Source organism: Streptomyces sp. NPDC029674 (assembly GCF_044903205.1).
GTDB lineage: Bacteria > Actinomycetota > Actinomycetes > Streptomycetales > Streptomycetaceae > Streptomyces.
In genome coordinates, this window is the sequence record NZ_JBJDPY010000007.1 from 350,246 (window position 1) to 363,327 (window position 13,082).

Genomic DNA, 13,082 nt, shown 5'->3' on the forward strand with positions numbered 1-13,082 from the left:
GCGGTGCGTCGGCCAGCCTCGCTGTCATGGTCTTCTCCCACCGCATGGCCGCCCTGGCCGCCGTCGTGGCGATCCCGCTCGGCATCGCCGCGACCAGCTACGTCCTGACGGACAGCCCCGAGCAGCCCAAGGCCCCGCCCAAGGTGGAGCTGGAGAGCGGTTCGCCGGCCGCGGAGCCCGCCTCCCCCCGGCCCGCCCCGAGCGACGAGAGAGTGTCCCCGCCACCGGTGAGCGAGAACCACCCCAGCGACAGGCCAGGCGAGAATCCCTCGAACGATGACAGCGGCAACGACGACAGCGACGACGGACGGGACGACAACGACGACGGTCCCGGCGACGACGGTCCCGGGGACGACGGTCCCGGGGACGACGGTCCCGGGGACGACGGCTGAGCCGCGGCGGCACTGGATATCCGCTCGTGTCCGCATCCTGCTGTGGCTGCTCGTCGTGATGACCGTCGCGCTCACCGCGGTGGCCGCCACCACCCGCTCGGTCCTGCTCCGCGACGTCGACCACCGCATCGACCGGCTCCTGGCCCAGGAGACCGCCGAGTTCACCAACCTCGCGCGCGAGGGCGTCGACCCGCACACCGGTGAGCGGTTCACCGCGCCCGACCCGCTCCTGCGGCTCTTCCTGTCCCGGCAGTACGCCGACCCCGACGAGGAACTCCTCGGCCTGGTCGGCCGCACCGGCAGCGTGCCCGCCAAGAAGGAGCAGGCCCGCGAACCGCGGATCGACCACCCGCTGGCCGAGGACCCCGCCGGGCTGACGGCGGTCTTCGACTCCCCCGACGCCACCGGCACGCTCCACCGCGACCGGGGCGAGGTCCGCTGGGCGAAGGTGGAGGTCGAGGCGGGCGGCGGCCACCCGGCGGCGGCGTTCGTGGTCGCCTTCCACCCGGAGCGCGAACAGGCCAAGGCGGCCGACGTGTTCACCATGCTGCTCGCCATCTCCGGCGTCGCGCTCCTGATGACGACGGGCATCGGCTGGGCGGTCGCGGGCCGCATCCTCAGACCCGTACGCCTGGTGCGCACGACCGCGGCGCAGCTCACCGAGCAGGACCTGACCCGGCGCATCCCGGTCCAGGGCCGGGACGACGTCGCGGCCCTCGCCGAGACGTTCAACGGCATGCTGGACCGTCTTGAGCGGGCCTTCGCCGCGCAGCGCGAGTTCGTCGACGACGCGGGGCACGAGCTGCGCACCCCCATCACCATCGTCCGCGGCCACCTGGAGCTGATGGGCGACGAGCCGGGCGAACGCGAGGAGACCGTCCGCATCGTGACGGAGGAGCTGGACCGGATGAGCCGCATCGTCGAGGACCTGCTGCTCCTCGCCAAGGCCGAGCGCCCCGACTTCGTCACCCCCGAGCCGGTGCAGCTCGCCGAGCTGACCGCGGACGTCTTCGTGAAGGCGCGGGCGCTCGGCGACCGCGCGTGGCGGCTCGCCGAGGTCGCCGACGCCGAGACCGGCCTGGACCCGCAGCGCATCACCCAGGCGATGGTGCAGCTGGCGCAGAACGCGGTCCAGCACACCGTCCCGGGGCAGCGGATCTCCATCGGCTCGCGGCTGTGCGCGGGCCGCATCGAGCTGTACGTCGCCGACAGCGGGCCCGGCGTGCAGGCGCAGGACGCCGAGGTGATCTTCGAGCGGTTCCGCCGCGGCACCGCGCGGCGCGGCTCCCGCGCCACCGGGGCGGGTCTCGGCCTCGCCATCGTCAGGGCCATCGCCGAGGGCCACGGAGGGTGCGTCGAGCTGCGCCCCACGGAGGGCGGCGGCGCCACCTTCGTACTCGTACTCGCGCAGGGACAGCCGGAAGGGGCGGAGCGGCAGTGAACCGCATACTGATCGTCGAGGACGAGGAGCGCATCGCCTCCTTCGTCGAGAAGGGCCTGCGCGCCAACGGCTTCACGACCAGCGTGGTCGGCGACGGCGAGAGTGCTTACGACTACGCCCTGACCGGCGGCTTCGACCTGATCGTCCTGGACATCGGGCTGCCGGGCCAGGACGGTTTCACGGTCCTGCGCCGGCTGCGCGAGGCCCGGGTGACCACGCCCGTCATCGTGCTGACCGCGCGGGACTCGGTGCGGGACACGGTGGCGGGTCTGGAGGGCGGCGCCGACGACTGGATGACCAAGCCGTTCCGCTTCGAGGAGCTGCTCGCCCGGGTGCGGCTGCGGCTGCGCACGGCGGCCGGGGCGCCCGAGGTGACGGTGTTGCGCAGCGGGGAGCTGACGCTGGACCTGCGGACCCGCAGGGCGCGTTCGGCCGAGCGGACGGTGGACCTGACGGCGCGTGAGTTCGTTCTCCTTGAGCTGTTCCTGCGCCATCCGGGGCAGGTGCTCTCGCGGGAGCAGATCCTCTCCCACGTGTGGGGTTACGACTTCGACCCGGGCTCGAACATCGTCGACGTCTACGTCCGCGCGCTGCGCAAGAAGCTGGGCTCCGAGCGGGTGGAGACGGTGCGCGGGATGGGGTACCGGCTGCCGGGGTGAAGGGCGGCGCACGGGCTCGGTGAAGTTCCCTTCATCTACCCCTCATTGAGGGCTCACGGCGCCGCACCACGCTGAACGGCGTGACCTTGAACCTGCGGCAGGCCGCGACCCTCTGCACGGCGCTCAGCATCTGCGCCCTGCTGGCGGTCCCCGGGAACTTCCCGGGCCTCGACGGCGACGCCCGCCTCACCCTCGCCGTCTTCGCCGTGGCGACCTGTGCCTGGATCGGCACGCCGATCGACGACACGTACATCGCGCTCGGCGCCGGGCTCGCGCTCACCGCGACCGGCGTGATCAGCAGCGACACCCTGTTCGGCACCCTTGGCGATGCGACGGTGTGGCTGCTGATCTGCGCGTTCGTGCTCGCGGCCGCCGTGGCGCGCAGCGGGCTCTCGGGGCGGGCGGCGACGTTCCTGGTCAGCGGGGCGCGCAGCGTACGGCAGTTGACGCATCTGACGACCGCGGCGCTGGTCGTGACCGCGTTCGCGGTGCCGGCGACATCGGGGCGAGCGGCGCTCGCGCTGCCCGTCTTCCTCGCGCTCGCCAAGGTCCTCGGCGACCGGAAGCGACTGGTCGTGATGCTCGCGCTGCTCTTTCCGACCGTCATCCTTCTCTCCGCGGTCGCGACTCTGATCGGTGCGGGAGCACATCTGATCACCGTGTCGGTGCTGTGGGAGGCGACCGGCGAGCGGATCGGCTTCACGCAATGGCTGCTGCTCGGCCTGCCGCTCGCCATCACGTCATCCCATCTGGCAGCGGAGGCCGTCCTGTTGACGACCACCCGGCGCGCCGACCGCCGCGGCCCCGTCCACATCACCCTCGACCAGCTCCAGGAACACAGCGAACGGCCCGTCACCGGCCCCTGGGAACCGGCCGAGACACGCTGCGCCCTGCTCCTCGCCACCGTCGTCGTCCTCTGGTGCAGCGAACCGCTCCACCAGGTGCCGCCCGCCGTCGTCGCCCTGATCGGCGCGGTCGTGGCCTCCTCCCCCGCCCTCGGCACCGTAGGCCTGAAGGACGCCCTCAAGACGGTCCCCTGGGCGCTGCTCCTGTTCATGGCGGCGACGATGGCCATGGGCGTCGCGCTCGCCGACTCGGGGGCGGCGAAGTGGCTGGTGTCCGGGCTGCCCCTCGACCTGCCCCCGTGGCTCTTCCTCACCGTGGTCGTCGCGGTCAGCACGGCCGCCCACCTCGTCCTGCAGTCCCGCTCGGCACGCTCCTCGGTCCTGGTCCCACTGGTCGTCGCGGCGGCCGTCGGCGCGGGCGTCAACCCGGTCGCCGCCGCGCTCGCCTCCACGGCCGCGGCCGGCTTCTGCCACACGCTGCCCGCCTCCGCGAAGCCCGTCACCCTCTTCGCCGAGATCCCGGGCACCCCCACCTACACCCCGCGGGACCTGCTGCGCCTCTCCGCGGTCCTGGCACCGCTGACCGCCGCGCTCGTCCTGCTCTTCGCCGTGACGCTCTGGCCGCTGCTCGGCGTCCCCGTCCGCTGACCCCGCCCTTGATCCGCCCTTGAACCACTCTGGAGACCCTCGTGCTGACCCGTTTCGCCATCGCCCCCAGCGGCTTCAAGGAGTCCCTGTCCGCGAGCTCCGCGGCCGAGGCCATCGCCGCGGGCGTACGCCGCGTCGTCCCGCACGCCGAGACCGATCTGATCCCGCTGGTGGACGGCGGCGAGGGCACGGCCCGCGCACTGGCCGCGGCGGGCGGCGGACGGCTCGTCGCGCTGCCCGCGACCGGGCCCGTCGGCCAGCCGATCGGCACGCACTTCGCCCTGCTGCCCGACGGCACGGCGGTCGTCGAGATGGCGGCCGTGGCGGGGCTCTCGCTGGTCCCCCGCGAGCTGCGCGACCCGGGCGCGACCACGACGTACGGCGTCGGGGAGCTGATCCGCGCCGCGCTCGACGCGGGCGCCCGCCGCGTCCTGGTCGGCTGCGGCGACTCCGGCACCTCGGACGGCGGCGCGGGCGCTCTCCAGGCCCTCGGCGCCCGCCTCCTCGACGCGGACGGCTGGGAACTGCCGCACGGCGGACGGGAGTTGGCCCGGCTGAGCCGCATCGACCCGAGCGGCCTCGACCCGCGCCTCGGGAACACCGAGATCCGCGTCGCCTGCAACCCCTTCAACGTCCTGTGCGGCGAGCGCGGCGTCGCCCGCGTCTTCGGCCCCCAGAAGGGCGCCACACCCCAGCAGGTCGACCAGCTGGCGGCCGCCCTGGAGCACTGGGCGCGCCTCCTCACCCGCGACCTGCGGGCCCGCACGGACCTCTTCCTCGGTCCCGGCACGGGCGCGTCGGGCGGCCTCGGCGCCGGGCTCGCCGCACTCGGCGCGGCGCTGCTCCCCCGCTTCGACGTGCTGCTCGAAGGGCTCGACCTGGACGCCCGGCTGGCCCGCGCCGACCTGGTCATCACCGCGGAGGGCGCCCTGGACCACCAGACCCCGCGCGGCAAGGTCCCCGCCGAGGTGGCCCGCCGGGCGAAGCGGTCCGGGCGGCCCGTCCTGGTGCTGGCGGGCACCATCGGGGACGGCGCGCACACCGTCCGCGCGCTGGGCGTGGACGCGTACAGCGCGATCCTGCCCGCCCCGGTCTCACTGACGGAGGCGCTCGGCCGGGGCGGCGAGTTCCTCACCGACGCGACGGAGCGGGCCGTACGGATGATCCAGCTCGGGTCCCGGCTGCCCGGCGGCCGGCTGCCCGCGGTTCAGACGGCGGCGCTGGTGTCCGGCACGCAACGCCCGTCCTCGGTGCGGTAGTTCCACCGCGCACCGTCCGACACGAGCTCCTTGACGGCGCGCACGAAACGCTCGACGTGCTCGTCGGGGGTGCCCGCGCCGAAGCTCACGCGGATGGCGTTCAGCGACTTCTCGCCGGGCGCGGCCTCGGGGGCGCCGCACTCGCCGGGCTCGTCGGGCTCGCTGCCGAGCAGGGTGCGCACCAGCGGGTGGGCGCAGAACAGGCCGTCCCGTACGCCGATGCCGTACTCGGCGGAGAGCGCGGCGGCGAAGTGCGAGCTGTTCCAGCCGTCGACGACGAAGGAGATGACGCCCACGCGCGGCGCGTCGTCCCCGAAGAGCGAGAGCACCCGGACGGCGGGCACCTCGGCGAGCCCCTCGCGCACCTTCGCGATCAGGTACTGCTCACGGGCGACGAGCTGGTCGAAGCCCGCCTCCGTGAGCGCCTTGCAGGCGGCGGCGATCGAGTAGACGCCGATGACGTTCGGCGAACCGGCCTCGTGGCGGGCCGCGGTGTCGTGCCACTCCACGTCCACGCCGCCGTCCGCACGCCGTGCGACCTTGCGCGAAGCCCCGCCCCCCGCGAGGTACGGCTCGGCCTCCCGCAGCCAGTCGGAGCGGCCCGCGAGGACACCGGAGCCGAACGGCGCGTACAGCTTGTGCCCGGAGAAGGCGACCCAGTCGACGTCCAACTCGCCGATGGAGACCGGGTGGTGGGGGGCGAGCTGCGCGGCGTCCAGCACGATGCGGGCGCCGTGCGCGTGCGCGGCGGCGGCCAGCTCGCGCACCGGCCACAGCTCGCCGGTGACGTTGGAGGCGCCGGTCACGCACACCAGGGCGGGCCCGTAGGGGTCGCGGTCGGCCAGCGCCCGCTCCAGGGTCTGCACGGCCTCGTCGGGCGTACGCGGCGCGTTCAGGTACGTCACCCGGGCGTCGCGCCACGGCAGCAGCGAGGCGTGGTGCTCGGTCTCGAAGACGAAGACCTGGCAGTCCGCGGGCAGGGCGGCGGCGAGCAGGTTCAGCGAGTCGGTGGTGGAGCGGGTGAAGACGACCTGGTCGTCCTCGCGGCAGCCGAGGAACTCGGCGACGGCGACCCGGCTGTTCTCGAACAGGTCGGTGGAGAGCTGCGACAGGTACCCGGCGCCGCGGTGCACGCTGCCGTAGTACGGCGCGTACGCGGCCACGTCGTCCCACACCCGCTGCAGCGCCGGCGCGCTCGCCGCGTAGTCGAGCGCGGCGTAGCTCACCTCGCCACCGGTGACCAGCGGAACGGTGACGTCCCTGCCGAGGACCGGCAGCGGGGCACAGACGGCGGCGTCGGTGGCAACAGCGGAAACAGACATGGCGAACTCCCGTAAGAGACAAGTGAGTTCACTGCGTCGCCGCCCGTACGTCAGGGACGGGGCGGTGCAGTGATGAAGAGAAAAAGGGTGCGCGGAAAGGGGCCGGAAGGCCCTAGCACATTCGCTTGCTCACGAGACTGCTCCCTTGAGGACCAGGACCCCAGGGCTGTGACATCCACCGATGTCCAGGGGTCCGCGCTTGCCATACGCCTTGCTGCGTACGACCTGGTCTTCACCCGGGGCACCCCGCCACGGACGGAGGGTTGCCGGACAGCGGGCCGGGGCCGTAGTCGCTGTCACTCATGACCTGTGCAGCATCCTGCCACACGATCTTCGACGCGCAAGGCGCAGTCCAGAATCCGGACTGCGCCCTGCGTCACATCGTCGTACCCGGGAGTGGCCTCTCAGCGGTTGCTGGCGGCCACCCAGCGCTCCAGGGCCTTCTTCGCGGCCCCCGAGTCGATCGCCTCCGCCGCCCGCGCCATGCCGGCCCGGATCTGCTCCGCCAGCGGCTCGTCGGTGGGCGTCAGGGCGGCCAGCGCCGCCGCCGAGTTCAGCAGCACCGCGTCCCGCACAGGACCGCTCTCCCCGTCGAGCAGCCGCAGCGCCACCTCGGCGTTGTACGAGGCGTCGGCGCCTCGCAGCGCCTCGACGGGCACCAGGTCGAGCCCGACGTCCCGGGGGTCGAAGGCCTCCTCGCGGACGGCGCCGTCCCGCACCACCCAGACCCGGGAGGTGGACGTCGTCGTCAGCTCGTCGAGCCCGTCGTCACCGCGGAACACGAGGGACGAGTGCCCACGCTCGGCGAAGACGCCCGCCACGATGGGGGCCATCCGGGGGTCGGCGACCCCGACCGCCTGGGCGCGCACCTTGGCCGGATTGGTGAGCGGGCCGAGGAGGTTGAAGACGGTCCGGATGCCCAGCTGGCTGCGGGCCGCGCCCGCGTGGCGCAGCGCGGGGTGGAACTTCACGGCGAAGCAGAACGTGATGCCCGCCTCGTCGGCGACCTCGACCACCCGCTGCGGCGTGAGGTCCAGATTGACGCCGAGCTTCTCCAGTACGTCGGAGGCGCCGGACGCGCTGGAGGCGGCACGGTTGCCGTGCTTGACGACCTTCGCGCCCGCTCCGGCGACGACGATCGCGGACATGGTCGAGATGTTGACGGTCTTGGCGCCGTCGCCGCCGGTGCCCACGATGTCGACGCTGGGGCCCGGCACGTCGATGACGTTGGCGTGCGCGTACATGGCGCGCACCAGACCGGAGATCTCCTCGACGGTCTCGCCCTTGGCCCGCAGCGCGACCACGAAGCCCGCGATCTGCGCGTCGGTGGCCTCGCCCCGCATGATGCGGTCCATGGCCCAGGCGGTGTCGTCGGCGCTCTGGTCACGGCCGTCGAGCAGGCCGTTCAGCACGTCGGGCCAGGAACGGCCCGCCGCGGTGTCGCCTCCTGCGGGGGTCACAGCGTTCATAGCCGCTCCTGGGTGTTCGTCTGCGTATGCGTATGTGGGAAACAACCCGACTGCTCGGGGTGGGACCACCCTATCCAGCGTCGGGGACGGCAAAGAGCCCCGTCCATGCAATGGACGGGGCTCTTACCGTGGCGGAGCTACGGTTGATCAGTGGTGGCCGTGGCCGCTCGTGATCTCCTTGTACTCGTCAGCGGTGGGCTTGGGGATCTGACCCTCTTCCCCGTAGTAGCCCTTGGAGAGCTTGGCCCGGAGCTTCTGCGAACCGGACGGCTTGCGCTCGACACCGTTCTCGTCGACCGTCGGGCCGAGCTCGAGCGGCTTGTACTGCTCGTGCGCGGTCAGCGTGTGCAGCTGGTCCTTGCTGAGCGGCTCGTGCACCTCGATGAACTCACCGTGCGGCAGGCGCTTGATGATGCCCGACTCGCGGCCGTGCAGCACCTTGTCCCTGTCGCGCCGCTGGAGGCCCAGGCAGATCCGCTTGGTCACGATGAAGGCGATGACCGGTCCGACGAAGAAACCGATGCGGACGAACCAGGTGATCGCGTTCAGCGACAGGTGGAAGTGGGTGGCCCACAGGTCGTTGCCACCACCGACCAGCATGATCATGTACGCCGTGATCCACGCGACACCGAAGGCCGTACGGGTCGGGGCGTTGCGCGGGCGGTCCAGGATGTGGTGCTCGCGCTTGTCGCCGGTGACCCACGACTCGATGAACGGGTAGACCGCGATCGCCGCGAGGACCAGCGGGAAGATCATCAGCGGGATGAACACACCCAGGACGAGCGTGTGACCCCAGAGGTTGATCTCCCAGCCCGGCATCACACGGATCAGACCCTCGGCGAAGCCCATGTACCAGTCGGGCTGGGCGCCGGTGGACACCTGGTCCGGGCGGTACGGGCCGATGGCCCAGATCGGGTTGATCGAGGCGATCGCCGCGATGACCGCGATGACACCGAAGACCAGGAAAAAGAAGCCTCCGGCCTTGGCCATGTAGACCGGCAGCAGCGGCATGCCGACGACGTTCTTGTTGGTCTTGCCGGGGCCCGCGAACTGCGTGTGCTTGTGGAAGAACACCAGGATCAGGTGCGCCACCATCAGGCCCAGCATGATGCCCGGCAGCAGCAGGATGTGCACCGAGTAGAACCGGGCCACAAAGTCGCCGCCGGGGAACTCCCCGCCGAACAGGAACATCGACAGGTAGGTACCGATGACCGGCACCGCCAGGATGGCGCCCTGCATGAAGCGGACACCGGTGCCGGAGAGCAGGTCGTCCGGGAGCGAGTAACCGGTGAAGCCGGTGAACATGCCGAGGAAGAACAGCAGGAAGCCGAAGACCCAGTTGACCTCACGCGGCTTGCGGAAGGCGCCCGTGAAGAACACGCGCATCATGTGCACGAACATGCCGGCGAGGAAGATCAGCGCCGCCCAGTGGTGGATCTGCCGGATGAGCAGACCACCGCGCACATCGAAGGAGATGTGCATGGTCGAGTTGAACGCCTCGGACATCAGCTGACCCTGCAGCGGGATGTAGCTGCCGTGGTACTCCACCTCGTTCATCGACGGGTGGAAGAACAGCGTCAGGTACACACCCGTGAGGATGATGATGATGAAGCTGTACAGGCAGATCTCGCCGAGCATGAAGGACCAGTGGTCCGGAAAGACCTTGCGCATGTTGGCCTTGGCGAGGGAGTAGATCCCCAGCCGGCCGTCTGCCCAGTCGGCGACGCGCTCACCGGCGGGCGCTTGCTTGCGCTGTTCGTTGGAGGAATTGGTGGTGGTGCTCATCCGCGCTCCCAGAAGGCAGGACCGACGGGCTCTTCGAAGTCGCCGAGCGCCTCGAGGTAGCCCTTTTCGTTCACGCCGATGCGCAGCTGCGGCAGGGCGTGACCAGCCGGGCCGAAGATGACTCGGGCACCGTCGGAGAGATCGAAGGTGGACTGGTGGCACGGGCAGAGGACGTGGTGCGTCTGCTGCTCGTACAGGGAGATCGGGCAGCCCACGTGGGTGCAGATCTTGGAGTACGCCACGATGCCTTCGTGCGACCACTCCAGCTCGCGCTTGTCCTTGATGTTCTCCGGCTGAATCCGGACGATCATCAGGGCGGCCTTGGCGATCTGGGTCTGGAAGTCGTGGTCGTGCTCCGACATGCCCTCGGGCATCGCGAAGGTCAGCGACCCGACCTGCACGTCCGCGGGACGCAGCGGCTCGTTGGTGTTCATGTTGAGGAGCATCTTGCCCTTGGCCCACTTGGTGTGCCGGAGCTTGTCCTCGGGCAGCGGACCGAGGTCACGCAGCAGGACGACACCGGAGAGCGGCACCAGGGCCAGCGCGCCGAACATCGTGTTGCGGATCAGCTTGCGCCGACCGAAACCCGACTCCTCGGCGCCCTGCTTGAAGTCCGCCATGACCTTGGCACGGACGTCGGGCGTCGCCGCGATGTCGTGCCGCTCGTCGGCGATCTCCACGTCGGACATCAGGGTGCGGGCCCAGTGGACCGCGCCCGCGCCGATGAAGAACAGCGCCAGGCCGAGGGTCGTGCCCAGGGCGAAGTTCAGGCCGCTGATGTGCCCCATCGGCCAGATGAAGACGCTCTTGTCGGCCGGGATCGCCACGTACGAGGCGATGAAGCCGACCGTCGCGACCATCGACAGCATGAACATGAACGCCACGGCACGCTCGGACCGCCGGGCGGCCCGCTCGTCGATGTCCTGGACGCGGTGCTCGTGGGGCGGCAGCCCCGGGTCGGCGAACGGGTTGTCGTCCGTGGTCGCCACCGAGCCGTGCTCGGTCTCCTGCTTGGTCGGCAGGTTCTCTTCTGGAATCTCTTGGCTACTCATGACTTCTTGGCCTTTGCGGTCCGAGCGGCGACCCACACGGCGACCGCGATCAGCGAGCCGAGACCGAAGATCCAGCCGAAGAGGCCTTCACTGACCGGACCCAGACCACCCAGCTTGAGACCGCCAGGGCTCTCGGTCTTCTCACCGTTGACCGCGTCGAGGTACGCGATGATGTCCTTCTTGTTCTTCTCCGGCATCGTGGTGTCGGGGAAGGACGGCATGTTCTGCGGGCCGGTCTGCATGGCCTCGTAGATGTGCTTCGGGGAGACACCTTCGAGCGACGGCGCGAACTTGCCGTGCGTCAGCGCGCCACCTTCACCGGTGAAGTTGTGGCACTGGGCACAGTTGGTGCGGAACAGCTCACCGCCCTTGGCGATGTCAGCTCCGTCCGGGCTGTACTGCTTCTCGGTCGGGACCGAAGGACCGGCACCCAGCGACGAGATGTACGCCGCCAGCTGGTCGATCTGGGCCTGGTTGTAGATGACCTTCTTCTTGGGCGCCTGGGCACCCGGCTGCTGGAGCGGCATACGGCCGGTGCCGACCTGGAAGTCGACAGCGGCGGCGCCCACGCCCACCAGGCTCGGACCGTCGGAGGAGCCCTGACCGCCGGTTCCGTGGCAGCTGGAGCAGCCCACGGCGTAGAGCTTCTTGCCCTCGTCGATGGCGAGGGACTGGGCGGTGTCATCGGCCTGCGCCTTGTCCGCCGGCGCGAACGCGGCGTACAGCCCCCCGGTGGCCGCCAGCGCGAGGAGTAGGACGACGACCGCCGCCAGCGGATGGCGTCGTCGTGCGGAGAGCTTTTTCACGGATTACCCCGGTGTCAGGATCTTCTGCGTCGATGCTTCTGGAATGTTTCGGATACGTCGCGTGAGCGACCTCCGCTTACTTGATCATGTAGATCGTGGCGAAGAGGCCGATCCAGACCACATCGACGAAGTGCCAGTAGTAGGACACGACGATGGCTGCGGTCGCCTGCTCGTGGGTGAACCTCCTGGCCGCATAGGTGCGCCCGAGGACCAGCAGGAAGGCGATCAGGCCGCCCGTCACATGCAGTCCGTGGAAGCCGGTGGTCAGGTAGAAGACCGAGCCGTACGGGTCGGACGAGAGCGAGAGGCCCTCGTGCTTGACCAGCTCGGTGTATTCGTACACCTGACCGCCGATGAAGATCGCACCCATGATGAAGGTGACGATGAACCACATCCGGAGCTTCTTCACATCACCGCGTTCAGCTGCGAACACGCCCAGCTGACAGGTGAGTGAGGAGAGCACCAGGATCGTGGTGTTCGTCGCCGAGAACGGGAAGTTCAGGGCCGAAGCCATTTCCTTCCAGTGATCAGGACCTGTCACCGATCGCAGGGTGAAGTACATCGCGAAGAGGGCCGCGAAGAACATCAGCTCGGAACTCAACCAGATGATGGTTCCGACGCTGGTGAGGTTCGGTCGATTGACCGGCGGGTGCGCGTGCCCGGTATCTACTGTCGTTGCTGTCGCCACGACCGACATTATGTCGGTCGCTTATCCCGCCCTCACCCCGGGGGGTGCCGTTCGGAGTGTCTACGGTCTGTGTCCTGCCCGGATGGCCCATCGGAGGCCTCTCCGAACCGGTGTTGACGGGGTGTCGGGAGGAGTAGCATCCGCGCATCGGTTCCCGAGTATCGGAGGAACAATGCAGCCGACCGCCACGGTGCTGGTCTACAGCGACAACGCGAGCACCCGCGAGCAAGTCCGGTTGGCCACCGGCCGCCGGCCTGCCACCGACGTCCCCCAGGTCGAGTTCGTCGAGTGCGCGACGCCGCACGCGGTCATCAAGGAGCTCGACCGGGGCGGCATCGACGTCTGTGTCCTCGACGGCGAGTCGGCGCCCGGCGGCATGGGCGTCTGCCGTCAGATCAAGGACGAGGTCTTCCAGTCGCCGCCCGTGCTGCTGCTCATCGGGCGCCCGCAGGACGCCTGGCTGGCCACCTGGAGCCGGGCGGAGGCCGCGGTGACCCTGCCCGTCGATCCGGTGGAGTTCGCGGCGGCCCTGGCCGCCCTGCTGCGCACCAGGACGGCCGTGGAGGCCTGAGGGACCACTGGTGTCCCCGATGTCCGTGAGAGGGGCCCGCGCCGTGGCGCGGGCCCCCCACCAGGGAAAGTGAGCCTCCCTTCCCGGCCCGCACAACCCCCGGCCCCGGGAGGGCCCGGCGAACCCCCCCGGGGCCGCCAAGGGC

General features: G+C 70.5%; 12 protein-coding genes and 1 riboswitch. Of the genes, 6 read left to right on the forward strand and 6 right to left on the reverse strand.

The window, feature by feature from the left end:
* Positions 1-26: 26 nt before the first annotated feature.
* From ACI2L3_RS19620 to ACI2L3_RS19640, 5 genes are all read left to right on the forward strand, one after another.
* Positions 27-392 (forward strand): small secreted hydrophilic protein, encoded by a 366-nt coding sequence (locus tag ACI2L3_RS19620; RefSeq protein WP_404753604.1) that lies wholly within the window; start codon positions 27-29, stop codon positions 390-392.
* Positions 277-1,833 (forward strand): ATP-binding protein, encoded by a 1,557-nt coding sequence (locus ACI2L3_RS19625; RefSeq protein ID WP_404753605.1) that lies wholly within the window; start codon positions 277-279, stop codon positions 1,831-1,833. Before ACI2L3_RS19620 ends, ACI2L3_RS19625 begins: the two co-directional genes overlap by 116 nt.
* On the forward strand, positions 1,830-2,492 hold the full coding sequence (locus ACI2L3_RS19630; protein ID WP_404753606.1) for a response regulator transcription factor: 663 nt from the start codon (positions 1,830-1,832) through the stop codon (positions 2,490-2,492). The genes ACI2L3_RS19625 and ACI2L3_RS19630 overlap by 4 nt, the downstream gene beginning before the upstream one ends.
* Positions 2,493-2,572: 80 nt before the next feature.
* Positions 2,573-3,985: an SLC13 family permease gene (locus tag ACI2L3_RS19635; RefSeq protein WP_404753607.1), complete on the forward strand. Its 1,413-nt coding sequence runs from the start codon at positions 2,573-2,575 to the stop codon at positions 3,983-3,985.
* A 41-nt stretch (positions 3,986-4,026) separates the two neighbouring features.
* Positions 4,027-5,244: a glycerate kinase gene (locus tag ACI2L3_RS19640; protein ID WP_404753608.1), complete on the forward strand. Its 1,218-nt coding sequence runs from the start codon at positions 4,027-4,029 to the stop codon at positions 5,242-5,244.
* Here the strand turns inward: ACI2L3_RS19640 and ACI2L3_RS19645 are convergent.
* The 6 genes from ACI2L3_RS19645 to ACI2L3_RS19670 form a co-directional block, all read right to left on the reverse strand.
* Complete coding sequence (locus ACI2L3_RS19645) at positions 5,193-6,566, reverse strand: aminotransferase class V-fold PLP-dependent enzyme (RefSeq protein ID WP_404753609.1); 1,374 nt, start codon at positions 6,564-6,566, stop codon at positions 5,193-5,195. The genes ACI2L3_RS19640 and ACI2L3_RS19645 overlap by 52 nt on opposite strands.
* A 190-nt stretch (positions 6,567-6,756) precedes the next feature.
* A riboswitch (SAM riboswitch) is annotated at positions 6,757-6,874 on the reverse strand.
* A 96-nt stretch (positions 6,875-6,970) separates the two neighbouring features.
* Entirely contained in the window at positions 6,971-8,035 is a 1,065-nt protein-coding gene (gene trpD / locus ACI2L3_RS19650) for an anthranilate phosphoribosyltransferase (protein WP_404753610.1), read from the reverse strand.
* A 147-nt stretch (positions 8,036-8,182) separates the two neighbouring features.
* Positions 8,183-9,820, reverse strand: coding sequence for a cytochrome bc complex cytochrome b subunit (locus tag ACI2L3_RS19655; RefSeq protein ID WP_404753611.1), 1,638 nt, complete (start codon positions 9,818-9,820; stop codon positions 8,183-8,185).
* Positions 9,817-10,872, reverse strand: a complete 1,056-nt coding sequence (locus tag ACI2L3_RS19660) for a Rieske 2Fe-2S domain-containing protein (protein ID WP_404753612.1) — start codon at positions 10,870-10,872, stop codon at positions 9,817-9,819. The genes ACI2L3_RS19655 and ACI2L3_RS19660 overlap by 4 nt, the downstream gene beginning before the upstream one ends.
* Positions 10,869-11,678, reverse strand: coding sequence for a c-type cytochrome (locus ACI2L3_RS19665; protein WP_055566233.1), 810 nt, complete (start codon positions 11,676-11,678; stop codon positions 10,869-10,871). The genes ACI2L3_RS19660 and ACI2L3_RS19665 overlap by 4 nt, the downstream gene beginning before the upstream one ends.
* 76 nt (positions 11,679-11,754) lie before the next feature.
* Entirely contained in the window at positions 11,755-12,375 is a 621-nt protein-coding gene (locus tag ACI2L3_RS19670; RefSeq protein WP_055566234.1) for a heme-copper oxidase subunit III, read from the reverse strand.
* A gap of 163 nt (positions 12,376-12,538) precedes the next feature.
* Between ACI2L3_RS19670 and ACI2L3_RS19675 the strand changes: the two genes are divergently transcribed.
* On the forward strand, positions 12,539-12,937 hold the full coding sequence (locus ACI2L3_RS19675; RefSeq protein WP_404753613.1) for a hypothetical protein: 399 nt from the start codon (positions 12,539-12,541) through the stop codon (positions 12,935-12,937).
* Positions 12,938-13,082 lie beyond the last annotated feature (145 nt).